This window comes from Leifsonia sp. Root4, from assembly GCF_001425085.1.
Lineage (GTDB): Bacteria > Actinomycetota > Actinomycetes > Actinomycetales > Microbacteriaceae > Microterricola.
Window position 1 is genome coordinate 159508 of record NZ_LMDN01000004.1, and the last position, 17845, is coordinate 177352.

Below are 17845 nucleotides of genomic sequence, written 5' to 3' on the forward strand. Positions count from 1 at the left end.
CGAACGACCGGGGCCGGCGCATGTGCGCCGACCCCGGTCTGTTCCGCTCTGAGCGGGTTACGCCCGCGGGGCGTCCCCGCCCTCCGACCGGCCGCTCGAGGCGTCGTGGGTCGGCACCGAGCCGGTGCTTGCCCCAATGAGATCGGCGGCATCGTGCTCGATGGACCCGCCTGCACGCTGTGCGGCCTCGAGCGCCTCGGCCTCCGGCCCGGAGATCGCCTCACCGCGGGCCACCATTCCGGCCTGGTCGGAGAGTGGGATCTGCTTGAGGAACAGCGCGAAGACGAACGCGATCAGGATGAACGGGATCAGGTACCAGAACACCGGCGCCAGCGATTCGGCGTATGCGTTCACGATCGAGTCGCGCACGGGCTCAGGCAGTTGCGAGAGCGTCTGCGGGTCGAGCGTGGCCGTGGCATTGCCGACATCCGTGGCCCCGGCCTCGGTGAAGATGGCCGTGAGGTTCTCCGAGAGGCGCGTCGTGAAGAGCGCGCCGAAGATCGCGACGCCGAGCGACGCACCCACCTCACGGAAGTAGTTGTTCGTGCTCGTGGCCGTGCCGACGATCTCGGGGTCGACGGCGTTCTGCACGACGAGGACGACGACCTGCATGATGAGGCCGAGACCGGCTCCGAAGACGAACAGGTAGACGCAGATCAGCCAGATCGGCGTCGACGCGGCGAGCGTGGTCATCGCCGTCATCGCCAGCGCCGTCACAAGCGCGCCCACGATCGGGTAAATCTTGTACTTGCCCGACTTCGTGATGGCGATACCGGACCAGATCGACGTACCCATCATGCCGACCATCATCGGCAGCATGAGCAGACCGGATGCCGCAGCCGAGGTGCCAGACGACATCTGGAGGAAGGTCGGCACGAAGGCGATCGCCGAGAACATGCCGAGGCCGAGGGTGAAGCCGATGGCCGTTGCATTGACGAAGATCGGGTTGCGGAACAGGGCGAGCGGGATGATCGGGTCCTCTGCACGCGCCTCGATCCAGATGAACGCGGCAACCGCGGCCAGGAAGCCGGCACCGAGCATCCAGGTCTCGAGCGCGTCCCAGCCGTAGTCGGACCTGCCGCCGAAGTCGGTGAAGAAGATGAGCAGCGTCGTGGCGAACGAGAGAGCGACGACACCGGCGATGTCGATGCGCTTCGTGGCCTTCTTGTTGGGGATCGTCAGCGCGAACCAGGCGATGGCGAAGGCCGCGATGCCGATCGGGATGTTGATGTAGAACGCCCACTGCCAGGTCATGTGGTCGACGAAGAAGCCGCCGAGCAGCGGACCGGCGATGGCCGAGAGGCCGAAGATGCCGCCGAGCGGTCCGAGGTACTTGCCGCGCTCGGAGGCGGGCACGATGTCGGCGATGATCGCCTGCGAGAGGATCATGAGGCCACCGCCGCCGAGGCCCTGCATGGCGCGGAAGGCCACGAACATCCAGAAGCTGTCTGCGAACGCGGCACCGATGGAGGCGAGCGTGAACAGCGCGATCGCGATCAGGAACAGGTTGCGACGGCCGAGAACGTCACCGAACTTGCCGTAGATCGGCATCACGATGGTGGTGGCGAGCAGGTAGGCGGTGGTGATCCAGGCCTGGTGCTCGACGCCGCCGAGCTGCCCGACGATCGTCGGCATTGCGGTGGAGACGATGGTCTGGTCGAGGCTGGAGAGCATCATGCCGGCGATGAGCGCCGAGAAGATGATCCAGATTCGTCGTTGGGTGAGCAGCAGGGGCTGCTCTGTTACTGCGGCGGTCATGCGCTTCTTTCGTTGGGGGTTCGTGTGCGTTCGCGGCTACGCGCTGAGCGTCGCGGCAAAGAGTCTCTTGGTGGCATCCGCCGAGCTCATCAGGTGGCTGGAGAAGGATGCCGTGTTCTCCGGGCGGAAGTAGAGGCCGGCCGCGCGGCGCACCATGACGCCGACGACGCCGACGGCCATTTCGGCGATCGGGTCGCCCTCCGGCAGGCCCTCGCGTTCGCAGATGATTCCGGCGAGCAGCCGTTCCATCTCGGCGCCCTCCCGGAGGAACTTGCCGAGCAACTGTGGCTCGCGGGCGATCACCGCCTCCGGGGTCGTCAAACCCTGCCCCTCGGCGGCGAGCTCCTCGAGCGTGACGATGACCATGGCGATCAGGTCGTCGATCAGGCTCGGCGATATCCCGACGCAGTCGGCCGGGCGGGCGTTGATGAACACGGTGAGGTGCTCGATGGGGATGCCGTCGTCGCGGTGGCCGAGCACGGCGTCTTCCTTCGCGGCGAAGTAGTTGAAGAAGGTGCGGCGGGAAACGCCGACGATCTCGCAGAGTTCCTCGACGGTGAAGCCGTGCAGCCCGCGCTCGACGGTCAGGCGCCGTGCGTGGCTGGTGAGCTCCCGGCGGGTGCGCTCCATGCGGCGCTCACGCGGGCCGGGCGCGGGGGCATCCGCCACCGTCTTTGCACTCTCAATCACAAAGTGCAATTATGCACGATCTTGCCCGGAGTGCAAAAACAGCCCCCGGAGCGAACTCCGGGGGCTGCCACGTTGCGGCGGGACTCAGTACCAGTTCATCGACTGCGAATGCGCCCAGGCCGCGGAGGGGCTGCCGTATCCGCGGGCGATGTAGTCGAGGCCCCACGCGATCTGGGTGGCCGCGTTGGTCTCCCAGTCGGCGCCGGCGGTGGCCATCTTGCTGCCGGGCAGCGACTGGGGAATGCCGGTGGCACCGCTGGAGGCGTTGTAGGCGGTGTACGACCAGCCGGACTCCTTCTGCCAGAGCTTCTCGAGGGCGGCGAACTGGTCGGCACCCCAGCCGTACTTCTCGGCGGCCATGGTGCGCGCGACCTCACGGGCGCCGGCCGGCGTGTTGTTGGCGGCCAGCTGCGCGGCCTCGGCGGCAGCCGCGGCGATGGCAGCCTCGTGCTCGGAGACGGCGGCCTGCACGGCGCTGATCTCCGACTGGGTCTGCTTCGTGAGGGTTGCCACGTCATCAACCGGGAGCAGCTCGAAGCCCTCCAGCGAGGCGACGGATGCCGCGAGCGGCGCCGCGTCGACCTTGCCCTCTGCGCTGGCCAGCGTCACCGCGGCAGCATCGATCGTCGCCTTGGCCGAGCTCGCGGCGTGCGCCTTGGCGATTCCGGAGTAGACACCGGCCCTCTCGCTGCGGTCGGCCGCACTGGCGTTCAGCGCAACCGTCTCCTGCAGAGCGGCGGTGTGCATTGCGACCCCGTTGATGGCGAATCCCGAGCCTGCGATCGCACCGATCGCGAGCACGCCACCGGCGAGGAGCAGCTTGCGACGCGAGCGTCGGCGCCGGGTGAGGCGATGGCGGGAGAGTTCCGCGGATTCGGCCTGGGCGGGGCTGGTGGGGTTGGCGGTTGGCGATGTCGAGAGCGAGTCGGGCTGCATAACTGGAGAGAAGTCTTTTCGTTTGGCGGCGGCGCCGGGCGGCGCAAAGCACCAAGCCTGAACCACAAAAATGTACGAAAGCTCATCTTTTGCTGGATAAAGCATCCAAACGCATGGACTTCGGAGGCCGGCGCGCAACCGGTCGAGCCGCCCGACAGCGCCCGCTCCGCCCGGCACGCTGATCGAGTAGGCCGCCCGCGGCCGCCCCAGCTGCTGATCGAGTAGGCCGCCCGCGGCCGCCCCAGCTGCTGATCGAGTGGGCCGCCCGCGGCCGTATCGAGATCCCGGCGACCTTGATCTCGATACGCTCGTTCCTCACTACTCGATCAGCGGGGTCCGTACGGAACGCACGCCGATGGAGCCACCCATGCCCGTTGATTGAGCCTGTCGAAATCCGTTGGGACGGTTTCGACAGGCTCAACCAGCGGAGGTTCTCAACCAGCGGGGTGAGGGCACGGTTTCGACAGGCTCAACCGGCGGGGGCGCTCAACCGGCGGGGCGCTCAGCGCTTGAGGCCGGGGAAGTCCTCGTCGCGCCACTCCCCGGGCGAGCGCACGCCGGCGTCTGCGGCATCCACCTCACGCTGTCGAAGCTCGACGCGGCGGATCTTGCCCGATGCCGTCTTGGGCAGCTCGAAGAACTCGATGCGGCGCACCCGCATGTACGGCGGCAGTGAGGTGCGGGCGTGTGCGAGCACCGCGAGGGCCGTCGCCTCATCGGGCGCCACGCCCGCTGCGAGGGCGATGTAGGCCTTCGTGATGTTGAGCCGCGTGGCATCCGGTGCCCCGACGACCGCGGCCTCGGCAACGGCCGGGTGCTCGATCAGGATGCTCTCGACCTCGAAAGGCGAGACCTTGTAGTCGCTGGACTTGAAGATGTCGTCGGTGCGGCCGATGAAGGTCAGCGTGCCGTCATCGGCCCGGCTGGCGACGTCGCCGGTGTGGAAGTAGCCGCCGCGCATCGACTCGCGGGTGCGGGCGTCGTCGCCGAGGTAGCCCGTCATCAGGTTCAGCGGTCGGGTGCTGAGGTCGAGGCAGATCTCGCCCTCGCCGGTCGTCGAGGGCGCGCCGGTGATCGGGTCGACGATGGCCACGCTAACACCGGGCAGCGGGTGTCCCATCGCTCCGGGGGTCAGCGGGGCGCCGGGGGTGTTGCCGATGAGCGCCGTCGTCTCGGTCTGGCCGTAGCCGTCGCGGATGTCGAGCCCCCACCACTCTCGGATGCGCGCGATCACCTCGGGGTTCAGCGGCTCGCCGGCCGAGAGCAGCTCGCGGAGCCCCCGTGGCTTCTGCCGCACCTCGCTCTGGATCAGCATGCGCCACACGGTCGGCGGCGCACAGAAGGTGGCGACGCCTGCTCGGTCGAGCTGGGCGACGAGGGCTGCCGCGTCGAAGCGCGAGTAGTTGTACACGAACACCGTCGCACCGGCGATCCACGGCGCGAAGAGGCTGCTCCAGGCGTGCTTGCCCCAGCCGGCCGAGCTGATTGCCATGTGCACATCACCGGGCTGCACACCGATCCAGTACATCGTGCTGAGGTGACCGACCGGGTAGGAGAGGTGGCTGTGCACGACCATCTTGGGCACGCTCGTCGTTCCCGAGGTGAAGTAGATCAGGGCCGGGTCCTGACTGCCGACCGTGTTCGGGATCGCGGATGCCGGCGCCGAGGCCGCGTCGGCCATGTCGAGCCAGCCGGCCGGTGCTGCCGCGCCGTCACCTGGCGCTCCGGCCGCGCCGACGCAGATGCCGCGGTACTCGCCAGACACGTCGGCGAATTTGGCGGCATCCGTCGGATCGGCGATCACGAAGCGCACGGCGGCGCGTTCGACCCGATCGGCCAGCTCGGCCGGGCCGAGCACGACCGAACTCGGCAGGATGACGGCGCCGAGCTTCAGCACGGCGAGCATCGAATCCCACAGCTCGACCCGGTTGCCGAGCATGAGCATGACGGCGTCACCGGGGCGCACACCCTCGGCCCGCAACCAGTTGGCGAGGCGGTTGGATCGTTCGCGCATCTCGGCGTAGCTGTAGCTGGCCTCGGTGCCGTCTTCTTCGACGATCCAGAGCGCGGCCGCGTCGTTGCCATCGGCGAGCACGTCGAACCAATGCTGCGCCCAGTTGAAGTCGGCGCCGACATCCGGCCAGCTGAATTCGGCGCGGGCCCGAGCGCCATCGGTGCGGAGGCCGAGGAGTTGGTCGCGGGCGGCCCGCAGTGCGATCGTTCCGGCGTGTTCGCGAGTGCTGTCGATGGCGGCCATTGTTCTATCTTGCCGCCGATTCGGGGCCCGCATCACTCGCGGGCGACGCGGGTGGCGCCGCGGCCAGGGCGATGCGGCTCTCGGCGATCCAGGCCAGGGTGGCGCGCCCGTTGTGTTCCCCGGCACTGACCGTGATCAGGGCGAAACGCTCATCGGGGTCACTGGGATCGAGCTCGGCCCTGATCTCTGCGAATGTGCGCATCTTCAGGGCCACGTCGTGCTCCATGCGATCGAGGAGCTCGAGGCATCCGTCGACGCCGAGCTTCCTGCCGAAGAAGAGTCGCAGCAGCACCCCGTTGCGGGGCGGCGCGCTCTCTGGCGCTTCTCGGAGCAACTCCGCGAGGCGCAGTCGGCCTCGATCGGTGAGCAGGTAGCGCCCGCTGTCGTCGCGCGACACCAGAGCGGCGGCCTCCAGGCGGGCGAGCGCCGGGTAGATCTGCCCGAAACTCTCGGCCCAGAAGTGGCCGACCGTCGAGAGGATCTCCGCGCGCACACGGTATCCCGACATCGGCGCGAGGGAGAGAGCGCCGAGGACGGCGAGTTCGGTCTGTGATCGCTTGGGCGCCATGCCTTGAGCATATCTGCCAGATACATTACGGTCGAGGCATGCCCATCATCGCAGCGGTCGTGGCGACCGCGATCCTCGCCGCCCTCGCCGTCTTTCAGGGCATGCTCGCGGCCGGGGCTCCGATCGGCCGATTCGCGTGGGGTGGGGCGCACACCCGGCTGCCGACCGCGCTGCGCATCGGCAGCGCCGTGTCGATCGTGCTGTACGCGCTCTTCGCCGTGGTACTGCTCGATCGCGCCTCCGTCATCTCGGTTCTGCCCGACGCGGTGAGCGTGGTGGGAACGTGGGTGCTCTTCGGCTACTTCGTGATCGGCGTCGGCATGAACGGGATCTCGCGCAGTCGCTCGGAGCGGCTCACGATGACGCCGTGCTGCCTGGTTCTGGCCGTGTTGACGCTCATCGTCGCGTTGGCCTGAGCGGGAAACAGACAAGGCCCCATCCGAGGATGAGGCCTTGTACTCTGTGCGCCCGAAGGGATTCGAACCCCTAACCTTCTGATCCGTAGTCAGATGCTCTATCCGTTGAGCTACGGGCGCATGTCAGCAATCTGGGCGAGCTAGGCGCTCAGAAGCAACTCAGTTACTATAGCCCAGCCCTCGTGGTCGCGCCAACTCGAGCAGGTTCAGCTGGCGTGTCGTGGCCACCTGACGGTACGAGGTCTCGATCAGTTCGGCGAGAAACCGCCAGTCGACGCCCGGCCCGTCGAAGTCGATTGCGAGCCATCTGGCGCTGTCGTAATAGGGCGCGTGGAAGAAGCGGGCGTCCTGCTCCAGGGCGGGGTGTTCGTCGGGGTCCGTCTTGATGACGATCGAGTACGGCCGCGTCATCGACGAGCCGGTGTGCACGAAGATCGGCTTGCGCGCTCGGAACGTCGGCCTCCCCCAGGCCTCGACCTCGACCGCCTCGGGCAGGTCCAGGCAGAGTTCGCGCACCCGCTGCACCAGCGGATCGCCCGGTTCGAAGAGCCTGGGGTGCTCCATGGCGACAGGCTAGCCGATGCCGGGGGTGACGGCATCCGTCGGCGACCAGGATCAATCGGTCGACGGATGCCGGTGTTACTGACTAGCGCTTCTTGACGTTCGTGACGGCATCGCTGTCGCGCGATGACGCGCCACTCTTCGCGCGCTTGTCGGCACGCTTCTCCTTGAGTGACCGTTCTGCCTTCTTGGCAGTGTCTTTTCGTTGAGTTTTCTCTGCCATGGTCGTGCCTCCGTCGAGAGCCACGGTGACCCTGTGCTGCTGAGGCTACGGGCAATCCCGGCGGCCGCCGACCATTCCCGGCACTCTGCCACCTTCCCCGCGCTTCAGGCCCGCTCGCCCAGCATCTCGGCGAGCACGATCTCGTTGCCGTAGACGACGCCGAGCGGGTGCGCACCCGGGCCGCCGCCGGAGACGCCGGATGCCGGGGCGACGAGCGTCGCCCCGGCATCCGGGATGGAACAGGGAGCCGCGTTACTCGGCCGAGCAGTTCGCTGCGGCCTCGACGGCTGCATCCTGAACGCCGGTGACGGCGGCGACGAGGGCGGGGTCGGCCTCTGCCTCTTCTGCGGGCGCCTCGCCGGTTGCGGCGGGAACGGTTGCGACGTAGGCGCCTGCCTCACCGAGTGCGGCGGAGAAGTCGCCGAACGCCTTGTCGGCGCCCTCGTTCTTGACGGTGCCGACGAGGGCGTTCACGCGGTCGGTCAGCTGGCCGAAGTACTCGCTCACGCTGGCCGGGTCGGCGCTGATGTCGCCGGCGAGGGTGTTGAGGGCACCGTTGGTGACGTTGCGCACCTCGGTGCAGGCCTCGACGGTGGTCGCGGGAGCCGCGGCATCGGTGCTGGCCTCTGCGGCGCATCCGGTGAAAGCGAGGGCGGCACCGAGGGTGAGTGCGGCGGTGGTGACCAGGCGGGTCGACTTCATGACTGTGATTCTCCTTGAGTGCATGCAAGCGTGGCTGAGCGCGTTGTGCCGTGGTGTGGCTGAGCGGATATGCCGTGCTGTGGCTCGCTTTAACGCGCACGGGCGCCCCGGTAAGGGCGCCCTCGTCGCTTGCGTATTCAGTCTACAGATCGCCGCCCGCGCCTCAGTCGGCGAGCGCCGGGATCACGGTCTGCTCGAACAGCTGCTGCGTCGCTCGGTCGTACGCGGCCTCCGGGAAGTAGTGGTTGGCGTAGCCGAGACCGTGCTTCTTGCGCTCCTGCAGCCGCTCGATCACCTGCTCCGGCGTGCCGACGGCGACCGAGCCCGAGCGGTAGTTCTCGTGGATGTAGGCGGCGGCGGCATCCGCCCCCACGTGCCTGGCCATGCGCGCCTCGACGGCGTTGATGCGCTCGGCGACCTCAGCCTCGGTGTCGGCGACGATCGTGTTGAAATTGGAGGAGCGGGTGATGCTGGCGAAGTCGCGGCCGATCGCGTCGCAGTGCCCACGCAGCACGGCGCTCTTGTGGTCGAACTCCGCGAGCGTTCCGGTGAAGTTCGTGTAGTCGGCGTACTGGGCCGCGATCTTCAGCGTGACCTTCTCGCCGCCGCCGGCCACCCAGATCGGGATGCCTCCCTGCTGCGGTGGCTTCGGCTGCACGATCGCGCCGCTGACCTGGTAGTACTCGCCGTCGAGCGTGGCCTCGCCGCTCGTCCACGCCTGCTTCATGATGTCGACGCCCTCGCGGAGGCGGCCGAGGCGTTCCCCGATGCCGGGGAAGCCGTAGCCGTAGGCGCGCCACTCGTGTTCGTACCAGCCGCCGCCGATGCCCATCTCGGTGCGCCCGCCGCTGATCAGGTCGACGGTCGCCGCGACCTTGGCGAGGTAGACGGGGTTGCGGTAGCTCATGCAGGTGCACATCTGGCCGATGCGCACGCGCTCGGTCACCGCGGCGAAGGCGCTCATCAGCGTCCACGCCTCGTGCGTGGCCTGATCGGTGGGCGTCGGCACGGTGTGGAAGTGGTCGTAGACCCAGATGCACTCCCACGGGCCGGCATCCGCCGACTGGGCCAGTGCCCGCATGGTGTCCCAGTGGTCACTGGGATCGATGTCGACGAGGTCGTGGCGCCAGCCCTGGGGAATGAAAGTTCCAAATCGCATGCACGGCAGTCTAGGGGCAGGAATAAGCGCGGCGCCCGGAGCGCTGCACTCGGAGTGAAACGCATCGGATTCCTCTCCTTCGGGCACTATCAGGCCATTCCCGGATCGCGCACGCGCAGCGCCAGCGACGTGCTGCTGCAATCCATCGAGCTGGCCGAGGCGGCCGAGGAGATCGGCATCGACGGCGCCTACTTCCGGGTGCACCACTTCGCCAAGCAGCTGGCCTCGCCGTTCCCGCTGCTCGCGGCGATCGGTGCACGCACCTCGCGCATCGAGATCGGAACCGGCGTCATCGACATGCGCTACGAGAATGCCCTCTACATGGCAGAGGAGGCGGCCGCAGCCGACCTGATCAGCGGCGGCCGACTGCAGCTCGGCGTCAGCCGGGGATCACCCGAGCCGGCCATGAACGGTGCCCGCACCTTCGGCTACGTTCCGCCGGAGGGCGTGACGGATGCCGACCTCGCCCGCGCGAAGACCGAGCTGTTCCGGGCCGCCATCGGCGGCGCCGGCGTCGCCGAGCCGAACCCGCAGATGACCGGCAGCTACGAACCGCTCGCGATCGAGCCGCAGTCGCCCGGCCTCTCCGACCGCATCTGGTGGGGTGCGGGCAGCCGCGCGACCGGCCAGTGGGCGGCCGAGCAGGGCATGAATCTGATGAGCTCCACCCTGCTCACCGAGGACACGGGCGTGCCATTCGACCAGCTGCAGGCCGAGCAGATCGCGATGTACCGGGCTGCGTGGGCCGAGCAGGGCTGGGAGCGCACGCCGCGCGTCTCGATCAGCCGCAGCGTCATCCCCATCACGACCGACGAGGACCGCGCATACTTCGGCGCACGCTCCAGCGAGAACCAGGACCAGGTCGGCTACATCGACGGCGGCATCGCCCGCTTCGGCAAGAGCTACACGGGCGAGCCGGACCAGATCGCGGCCGAGCTCGCCGCGGATGCCGCGGTGCAGGCCGCAGACACCGTGCTGCTCACCGTGCCGAACCAGCTCGGCGTCGACTACAACGCGCGCCTGCTGCAGACCATCGCCGACCACGTCGCGCCCGCGATCGGCTGGACACCGAATCTCGGCTAGCCGGCATCCGCTTGCAAGGAGATAGTGCGCGTGCAAGGACGTTTCCGCCCGAACCGTCCTTGTAGCCGCGCTATCTCCTTGTTTCGGCGCGAGGGCATGCCCCGGGCGTCCAACCTCGCACCGTGGACCTATTAAGTTGTGCACAATTGAATGGTGTGCGACCATAAAATCATGGCCGTGACAGATGAGATGGTGTGTTTCTCCCTCTACGCCGCCACCCGCGCGACGACCCAGGCATATCGCTCGCTGCTTGAGCCCTGGGGCCTCACCTACCCGCAGTACCTCGTGCTCGTGACGCTGTGGCTCGAGGGTGACCAGACCGTCTCCTCACTCGGCGAGCACCTGCAACTGGATTCGGGGACGCTGTCACCCCTGCTCAAGCGGATGGAACTGGGTGGACTGCTCCGGCGCGAGCGCCGGGCCCCCGACGAGCGCGTCGTCACGGTGACCGTCGGCGAACGTGGCCGCGAACTCCGCTCCGAGCTCGCCCACATCCCCGCGCGGATCGCCGCAGGCACCGGCCTGCCCGATGAACTCTCCGCGGCCGCACTGATCGACACGCTGCATCACCTCACCGAGACGATGCACGCCGTGAGCGCGCGCCCCGACACGCAGCGCATCGACACGCACTGAACCGCACACGAAAGGCACTGATGAACGTCCTCTACACCGCCGAAGCCCTCTCCACGGGCGCCGGACGCGACGGGAAGGTCGCCACGAGCGACAATTCCTTCCAGCTCGACCTCGCCATCCCCAAGGAAATGGGCGGCACGGGCGCGGGCACCAACCCCGAACAGCTCTTCGCGGCCGGGTACGCGGCCTGCTTCCACTCGGCGCTGCAGGCCGTCGCCCGCAGCCAGAAGGTCAAGCTCACGGACTCGGCGGTCGGCAGCCGCGTCGAGATCAGCCCCAACAACGAGGGCGGCTACCAGCTCGGCGTGCTGCTCGAGGTCGTCCTCCCCGGAATCGAAGCCGCCCAGGCGCAGGCTCTGACGGATGCCGCCCACCAGGTGTGCCCGTACTCCAATGCCACCCGGGGCAACATCGACGTCACCATCACGGTCTCGGAGGACTGAACAATGAACAAGGACACCATGAACACCGACGGCACCGGCACCATGCGAGCGCTCGTCCACCACACCTTCGGCGACCCCGCCGCCGTGCTGGCCGTCGAGGAACGCCCACTCCCCCAGCCCGGCCCCGGTCAGGTCCGCGTGCGCACCCTCCTCTCGCCGATCCACAATCACGACCTGTGGACCGTCCGCGGCACCTATGGCTTCAAGCCGGAGCTGCCCGCCCAGTCCGGAACCGAGGCCGTCGGCGTCGTCGACGCCCTCGGCGACGGCGTCGACCAGCTCGCGATCGGCCAGCGAGTCACGACCGGTGGCACGTTCGGCGTCTGGGCCGAGTACTTCGTGGCAAGCGCCGCGGGGCTGATCCCCGTGCCCGACGCGCTGTCAGACGAGATCGCCGCGCAGCTCGTCTCCATGCCGTTCAGCGCGCTCAGCCTGCTGCACTCGCTCGACCTCCACGAGGGCGACTGGATGATCCAGAACGCAGCGAATGGAGCCGTCGGCCGCATGGTCGCCCAGCTGGGCGCCGCCCGCGGCATCAACGTCGTCGGCCTCGTCCGACGCGCTGACGGCATCGAGGAGCTCCGTGCCCAGGGGATCGAGCGGATCATCGCCACCGACAGCCCCGACTGGCGTGAGCAGCTCACCGCGCTCACCGGCGGTGCCCCGATCCGGGTCGGCATCGACTCCGTCGGCGGGCGCGCGGCCGGCGATGTGCTCTCGGCTCTCGCCGTCAACGGCACCCTCGTCGTCTTCGGAGCCATGGCCTCGCCGACGCTCGAACTCGCCTCCGGCGACGTCATCTTCAAGCAGGCCACGGTCAAGGGCTTCTGGGGCAGCGTCGTCAGCCGCGAGATGCCGGCCGAGCTCCGGGGCCAGCTCTTCCAGGAGCTGATCGCGCGCGTGCTCGATGGCTCGATGACCCTGCCCGTCGCTGCGAGCTACGCGTTCGGCGACATCACGGCCGCCGTTGCGGCGAGCGCCGAGCCCGGCCGTGTCGGCAAGGTGCTGCTGCACCCGTAACCGGCGCCGCGGCATCCGCTTTCAGGAGATAGTGCCCTCACAAGGATGATTCTGGCCGAATCGTCCTTGTGAGGGCGCTATTTCCGTTTGTGGGGTGGCCGCGCTCCACCTCATGGTTGCCCTCAGATTCGAAGAGGTATAATGTCATACTGCTGCCGACATCGGCCACTGTAGACAAGGAAGTCAACTATGAGACGCAACCACCTGGCCACCATCGGCCTCGCCATCGGTGCGGCAGGCACCCTCCTCCTTGCGGGCTGCGCGGCCCCGCCCGCCGCGGACGGCGCACCGGACACGGCATCCGCCTTCGTGCCGTGCGTGGTGTCGGACCTCACCGGATTCGACGACAAGGACTTCAACCAGCTCAGCTACGAGGGCGTCGTCGCCGCCGCGGATGAACTCGGTGCATCGACGAAGCGCGCGGAATCGGCCTCAGAAGACCAGTACGCCGGCAACATCTCCGGCCTCGTCGACCAGAACTGCAACCTCATCGTCACCGTGGGCTTCGCGCTCGCCGCCGCAACACGCGATGCCGCGGTGGCGAGCGAAGACATCGACTTCGCGCTCGTCGACAGCACGCTGAGCGATGAAGAGGGCAACCCCGTGGAGCTGCCCAACGTCAAGCCGATCCTCTTCGACACGGCTCAGGCCGCTGCCCTCGCCGGCTACCTCGCCGCCGGGGTGTCTGAAACCGGCATCGTCGGAACCTACGGCGGAATGGGCTTCCCCTCTGTCACCGTCTTCATGGACGGCTTCGCCGACGGGATCTCGCTCTACAACGAGGAGCACTCCGCCGACGTGAAGCTCGTCGGATGGGACAAGGAGGCCCAGAACGGGCTGTTCGTCGGCAGCTTCGATGACCAGAACAAGGCGCGCGCGATCACCGAGGGCCTGCTCGACCAGGGCGTTGACGTGCTCATGCCGGTCGCCGGAACGCTGTTCCAGGCATCGGCATCGGTCGCCGACGAGCGCGACGCCAGCCTCGCCGTCATCGGCGTGAACGGCGATGCCTTCGAGACGACGCCGCAGTTTCGCGAGTACTACCTGACCTCCGTTCTGAAGAACCTCACGACGGCCACCAAGGAAGTGACGCTTGCCGCGGCATCCGGCGACTTCTCCGCGACCCCCTATGTCGGCACCCTCGAGAACGACGGCGTCGGGATCGCACCGACCCACGACTGGGAGGAGCGCATCGATCCCGCGCTCCTCGCCGAGGTCGAGCAGCTGAAGGCCGACATCATCTCGGGCGACGTCGTCGTGGAGTCGCAGTCCTCCCCCCGCGTGTGACCGCAACCCCATCCAGAACGTGCACCAGCCACACAGCACGGCACCTACACAGCACGGCACCTACACAGCACAGAAGGGCTTCATAGTGACTGACTCCACCGTGGTCTCGAAAGACACCGTCGGCCTTGGCGAGCGCCAGTATCACATCGGAATCGCACCGGGAGAGGTGTCGACGGTCGCGCTGCTTCCCGGCGACCCATTCCGGGTTCCGATGATCGCCGAGTTCCTGAGCGATGTGAAGACCATCGCCCACCAGCGCGAACACCTGACGATGACGGGCACATACAAGGGCAAGCTCATCACGGCCACCTCGACCGGCATGGGGTGCCCGTCCACGGCGATCGCCGTGGAGGAGCTGGTGCGCGTCGGCGTCACCTCGCTGATCCGGGTCGGGTCGTCGGCCGGGCTGCAGCCGGGCGTCAAGCCCGGTGACCTGCTCATCAGCGAGGGCACGCTGCGCAACGACGGCACCACCGCCGCCTACGCGCATCCGGGATACCCGGCGGTTCCCGACCTCGGAATCGCCATGACGCTGGCCGAGGTCGCCCGCGAGCTCGCGGTCGGCACAGACAGTGCGGTGCATTCCGGGCTCAACGTGTCAGACGACGCCTTCTACGCCGAGACGCCGGAATGGATCCGGGAGCTGAACGGCCTCGGCATCCTCAACGTCGAGATGGAGAGCTCCGCGCTCTACGTCGTCTCGCGGTTGCGGGGCGTTCGCGCCGGCATGATCTGCGCGGCATCCAGCAACCTCTACGACGGCACGAGCCTGTACTCCGGCGTGAAGGAATCGTTGAAGGCCGGCTGGATGAAGAGCATCGAGGTGGCGCTCGAGACGGCCGTCAGGCTCGACCTCTGAGCTCGGTACCGAGATGGAAGGGGCACCGTCGCGATGCGACGGTGCCCCTTCCGCGTTGCCAGCGCCGGGCCCGCCTACCCGGCGCTGGACTGGCGGACGGCGATGTGGCCGACGGCAGCGGTGATCGCGCACTTGGCGAGGTAGACCGGCTTGCCGTTGAGCTCGGCCGTCTGGGTGAGCAGGAGCACCGGATCACTGGCCTTCACGCCGAGTTGTTTGGCGCGCGTCGCACCCGCAACGCTCGCGGTGATGCGGCATTCGCCGGAGCTCAGCGCGAGCCCGGTCTGCTCGAGGACGCTCTGCAGCACCGTCGCGTTCAGGCCGGCGGCATCCGGCATCGTCTGGGCGACCGCACCGGCGAAGCCGTCCCGATCATCATCGGCCGGAAGGTACTCCTGGATGATCGCGATCGGCGAGCCATCCCGCGAGACGATCGCTTCCCTGAACCACATCTGCGAGCCCAATGGGATGCCGAGGTTGCTGACCACGAAGTCGGTCGCCTCCTGCATGGTCACCTCGACCCCCTGCACCTGGACGACGCTGTCCCCCTCGGCGAGAACCTGGTCGAATGGGCGGAATTCCTCGAGTCCGACGTACGGGATCGCATCGGCGACGAATCGCCCGACTCCGCGCCGCGTCAACGTCAGACCGTCTTCTTCGAGCAGCATCAGTGCCTCTCGCACGACGGTCCTGCTCACCCCGAGCGCGACGCCGAGCTCGGTCTCGCGCGGCAGCGCCGTGCCCATCGGGAAGACGCCGCTGCGGATGCCGTGCGCGATGCGCGAGTAGACGGCGACGCGAAGTGGCTGGCCCGGCGAGGTCAGCAAGGGCTTTTCGAGGTACTGCGACGGGCTGATGCTCACTGATACTCCTACTGTCGTAAGGCGCAACCGGTGCGACTAGCACCCATTCTCCCTGTCAAACGGCGAGATCGTGCACAGCCGGCTCGTGGCGTCACCCCCGCGCCCGCAGGAACGCCGATCTTAAAGGTATAATGTTATACCCGTCCGTTCAGCCGCTGAACCGGCGACATCGACAACGAGGTGGATCTTGGACGAAGCAGTGCGCGACAACCCGATCGAGACGAAGCGCTTCGCCGCGCGCGAGCTGGCGCGCTTCGTGCGGTGGGACTACTTCCCCGTCGCGTTCATCGGCAGGCTCCCCTTCGCGATGACCATCGTCGGCGTGCTCACGCTCGTCGCCGGCGTCAGGGGCTCGATCGCCGACGCCGGACTCGCAGCGGCGAGCGCCGGAATCGCCACTGCGATCTTCGGGACGATGAGCGGTGGCCTCGCCGATCGCTTCGGCCAACGCTGGGTGCTCCTCTCCTGCTCCGCACTCAACGCCTGCGCCATGCTGCTCTTCGTCTGGCTGAGCTACTCGGCCGTGCCGGCCTGGGGGCTGGCGGTCGGAGCGGCACTTGTCGGCGCCAGCGTCCCGCAGGTCGGGCCGTTCTCCCGCTCGCGGATGGCCGCCTTCGCGGGGGCGCTCAGCCACCCCCGTCGCGATCGGGCGCTCTCCATGGTCATGAGCTACGAATCGGTCGCCGATGAGGCATCGTTCGTGCTCGGGCCGGTGCTGGTGGGACTGCTGGCGAGCCTGATCGCACCGTGGGCGCCGCTCGTGGTTGCCGCGGCTGTCACGGCAAGCGTCGTGGTCGCCTTCGCCACACACCCCTCCGCCACCGCCAGCACACCGAGCCACGCCCGCACGGTGCCGCCAGGGCGCCTGTTCACCCCGCAGATCATGATCCTCGCCGTCGCGATGTTCCTCGTCGGCGGGATCTTCGGCTCCACGCTCACGGCGTTGACCGCGTTCATGCACACTTTCGCGGCCGAGTCACAGACCGGAATCCTGTACGGAGCAATGAGCGTCGGCGCCATTCTCTCCGCGCTCGGGGTCGCGGCCCTGCCCGCACGATTCACCATCGCCAGCCGGTGGCTCGTCTTCAGCGGCATCGCCGTGCTCGGCGTCGCCGCGATCGTGCTCGCAACAACGATCGTGTCGATGGCCGTCGCGCTCTTCATCACGGGCGTCGGCGTCGGTGCGGTGCTTGTCTCCCTCTTCACACTCGGCAGCCAGGCGGCGATGGCCGGGCGCTCAACCGTCGTCCTCACCATGCTCCAGAGCAGCCTGACCGTCGGCCAGGCACTGGTCACCGCCGCGGTGGGGCTGCTCGTGGAGGCCAACGGGGCACACAGCGGCTTCCTGATCACCGCCGGCGTCGCCGCGGCGCTCACGCTACTGGCCGTTGCCGGCCGGCGCCAGTTCGGCAGCCGCTAGAGCCGGGCGTGCAGCGCCTTCCGGGTCGCATCCTCCATGAACGCGACCCGCACACTGTCTGCGGCGAGCCGCACCATGTCGGCCGCGTCGAATCCGAGGCGAGATCGCATGATCGCGTCTTCCGCGCTCAACAGTGAGCCGGTCTGTCGCGGGTTGTCGTCGCCGAGCACCACGGGGATGCCGGCGGCCCGCAGCCGCGCGGCCGGGTGGGCGTCGAGCGTGGCGATCGCCCCTGTGAACACGTTCGAGCTCGGGCACACCTCGACGGCGAGTCCCGCGTCGACCACCTGGGCGAGCGCGGCGTCATCGTCGACGATGTGGGCACCGTGTCCGATTCGGGAGACCCCGAGCAGACGGGATGCCGCGACCGCCGCGGATCCGGGGGCCGCCTCCGCGGCGTGGCAGGTGAGGCCGAGGCCCGCGGCCCCTGCGATGGCGAACGAGTCCACGAATGGCCGAAGGGCGGGGAACAGCAGCTCGTCACCGGCGAGGTCGAAGCCAACGACGCCGCGTCCGGCGCGGCGCGCTGCGGCGCGAGCCACCCGCTCATTCGTGTCGGCGTCGTGATGGCGCAGCGCCGCGACGACGACGCCGGCCGGCATCCCCGTCTCCGCCACACCGTCCGCGACACCGTCGCAGACGGCGGCGATGACGGCATCGAGGTCGAAGCCGTCTCGCACGTGCGTCGCCGGGCCGAAGCGGAGCTCGAGGTAGTCCTCACCATCGGCCGCGGCATCCTCGACCGCCTCGCGTGAGATGCGTCTGAGTGCCTCCGCGTTCGCGAAGAATGGGTACGACGCCGCCACCTTCTGCAGGTAGACGGTCAGATCCGCTGGGACGTCGAGCTCGAGGGCCCTCCCCCAGTCGCGCCTGGCATCGGGCAGGCCCAGTTGCACGGCGAGCTCACCGGCCGTGGCCGGGCGGATCCGCCCCTCCAGGTGCGTGTGCAGATTGATCAGCATGGCGT

Annotated in this window: 20 protein-coding genes and 1 tRNA gene; 8 read left to right on the forward strand and 13 right to left on the reverse strand. The window is 68.3% G+C overall.

From position 1 onward, the window contains the following. Positions 1–57: 57 nt before the first annotated feature. The 5 genes from ASC66_RS14065 to ASC66_RS14085 all read right to left on the reverse strand — a co-directional run bounded on the left by ASC66_RS14065 (position 58) and on the right by ASC66_RS14085 (position 6209). Positions 58–1758: an MDR family MFS transporter gene (locus tag ASC66_RS14065; RefSeq protein ID WP_055840792.1), complete on the reverse strand. Its 1701-nt coding sequence runs from the start codon at positions 1756–1758 to the stop codon at positions 58–60. A 36-nt stretch (positions 1759–1794) separates the two neighbouring features. After that, positions 1795–2448: a TetR/AcrR family transcriptional regulator gene (locus tag ASC66_RS14070; RefSeq protein ID WP_157509809.1), complete on the reverse strand. Its 654-nt coding sequence runs from the start codon at positions 2446–2448 to the stop codon at positions 1795–1797. Positions 2449–2532: 84 nt separating this feature from the next. Beyond that, the gene (locus ASC66_RS14075) at positions 2533–3384 is read right to left on the reverse strand and encodes an aggregation-promoting factor C-terminal-like domain-containing protein (RefSeq protein WP_055840798.1); all 852 of its coding nucleotides are present in this window, start codon (positions 3382–3384) and stop codon (positions 2533–2535) included. Positions 3385–3886: 502 nt separating this feature from the next. Continuing rightward, on the reverse strand, positions 3887–5641 hold the full coding sequence (locus ASC66_RS14080) for an AMP-binding protein (RefSeq protein ID WP_055840801.1): 1755 nt from the start codon (positions 5639–5641) through the stop codon (positions 3887–3889). 4 nt (positions 5642–5645) lie between these two features. Next, on the reverse strand, positions 5646–6209 hold the full coding sequence (locus tag ASC66_RS14085) for a PadR family transcriptional regulator (RefSeq protein WP_082492352.1): 564 nt from the start codon (positions 6207–6209) through the stop codon (positions 5646–5648). Between the two features lie 38 nt (positions 6210–6247). Between ASC66_RS14085 and ASC66_RS14090 the strand changes: the two genes are divergently transcribed. After that, positions 6248–6625 carry a hypothetical protein gene (locus ASC66_RS14090; protein ID WP_055840804.1) on the forward strand — a complete coding sequence of 126 codons (378 nt, stop codon included), beginning with the start codon at positions 6248–6250 and terminating at the stop codon, positions 6623–6625. Between the two features lie 47 nt (positions 6626–6672). On the opposite strand, the gene ASC66_RS14095 is transcribed toward ASC66_RS14090, so the two are convergent. The 6 genes from ASC66_RS14095 to ASC66_RS14115 all read right to left on the reverse strand — a co-directional run bounded on the left by ASC66_RS14095 (position 6673) and on the right by ASC66_RS14115 (position 9270). Further along, a tRNA-Arg gene (locus ASC66_RS14095) sits at positions 6673–6745 on the reverse strand. A gap of 39 nt (positions 6746–6784) precedes the next feature. Then, positions 6785–7189, reverse strand: a complete 405-nt coding sequence (locus ASC66_RS14100) for an MmcQ/YjbR family DNA-binding protein (protein WP_055840806.1) — start codon at positions 7187–7189, stop codon at positions 6785–6787. Between the two features lie 82 nt (positions 7190–7271). Then, entirely contained in the window at positions 7272–7409 is a 138-nt protein-coding gene (locus tag ASC66_RS18345; protein ID WP_200944830.1) for a hypothetical protein, read from the reverse strand. Positions 7410–7513: 104 nt separating this feature from the next. Beyond that, positions 7514–7702 (reverse strand): hypothetical protein, encoded by a 189-nt coding sequence (locus ASC66_RS14105; RefSeq protein WP_055840809.1) that lies wholly within the window; start codon positions 7700–7702, stop codon positions 7514–7516. Next, complete coding sequence (locus ASC66_RS14110) at positions 7662–8111, reverse strand: hypothetical protein (RefSeq protein WP_055840812.1); 450 nt, start codon at positions 8109–8111, stop codon at positions 7662–7664. The genes ASC66_RS14105 and ASC66_RS14110 overlap by 41 nt, the downstream gene beginning before the upstream one ends. 163 nt (positions 8112–8274) lie before the next feature. Beyond that, positions 8275–9270 (reverse strand): LLM class F420-dependent oxidoreductase, encoded by a 996-nt coding sequence (locus ASC66_RS14115; RefSeq protein WP_055840815.1) that lies wholly within the window; start codon positions 9268–9270, stop codon positions 8275–8277. A 54-nt stretch (positions 9271–9324) separates the two neighbouring features. Between ASC66_RS14115 and ASC66_RS14120 the strand changes: the two genes are divergently transcribed. The 6 genes from ASC66_RS14120 to ASC66_RS14145 all read left to right on the forward strand — a co-directional run bounded on the left by ASC66_RS14120 (position 9325) and on the right by ASC66_RS14145 (position 14595). Beyond that, the gene (locus tag ASC66_RS14120; protein ID WP_055840819.1) at positions 9325–10353 is read left to right on the forward strand and encodes an LLM class flavin-dependent oxidoreductase; all 1029 of its coding nucleotides are present in this window, start codon (positions 9325–9327) and stop codon (positions 10351–10353) included. A 171-nt stretch (positions 10354–10524) separates the two neighbouring features. Next, complete coding sequence (locus ASC66_RS14125; protein WP_200944831.1) at positions 10525–10986, forward strand: MarR family winged helix-turn-helix transcriptional regulator; 462 nt, start codon at positions 10525–10527, stop codon at positions 10984–10986. A 20-nt stretch (positions 10987–11006) separates the two neighbouring features. Then, positions 11007–11429 (forward strand): organic hydroperoxide resistance protein, encoded by a 423-nt coding sequence (locus tag ASC66_RS14130; protein WP_055840823.1) that lies wholly within the window; start codon positions 11007–11009, stop codon positions 11427–11429. Between the two features lie 42 nt (positions 11430–11471). Next, positions 11472–12449, forward strand: coding sequence for a zinc-binding dehydrogenase (locus ASC66_RS14135; protein ID WP_055841702.1), 978 nt, complete (start codon positions 11472–11474; stop codon positions 12447–12449). 189 nt (positions 12450–12638) lie between these two features. Continuing rightward, entirely contained in the window at positions 12639–13736 is a 1098-nt protein-coding gene (locus ASC66_RS14140; protein WP_055840826.1) for a BMP family lipoprotein, read from the forward strand. Between the two features lie 85 nt (positions 13737–13821). After that, positions 13822–14595: a nucleoside phosphorylase gene (locus tag ASC66_RS14145; RefSeq protein ID WP_055840829.1), complete on the forward strand. Its 774-nt coding sequence runs from the start codon at positions 13822–13824 to the stop codon at positions 14593–14595. Between the two features lie 74 nt (positions 14596–14669). Here the strand turns inward: ASC66_RS14145 and ASC66_RS14150 are convergent, their stop codons facing one another. Then, positions 14670–15458, reverse strand: a complete 789-nt coding sequence (locus tag ASC66_RS14150) for a GntR family transcriptional regulator (protein ID WP_055840832.1) — start codon at positions 15456–15458, stop codon at positions 14670–14672. A gap of 187 nt (positions 15459–15645) precedes the next feature. Between ASC66_RS14150 and ASC66_RS14155 the strand changes: the two genes are divergently transcribed. Continuing rightward, positions 15646–16878, forward strand: a complete 1233-nt coding sequence (locus ASC66_RS14155; RefSeq protein ID WP_055840834.1) for an MFS transporter — start codon at positions 15646–15648, stop codon at positions 16876–16878. On the opposite strand, the gene add is transcribed toward ASC66_RS14155, so the two are convergent. Further along, entirely contained in the window at positions 16875–17840 is a 966-nt protein-coding gene (gene add, locus ASC66_RS14160) for an adenosine deaminase (protein WP_055840838.1), read from the reverse strand. The two genes, ASC66_RS14155 and add, sit on opposite strands and share 4 nt — an antisense overlap. Between the last annotated feature and the right edge of the window lie 5 nt (positions 17841–17845).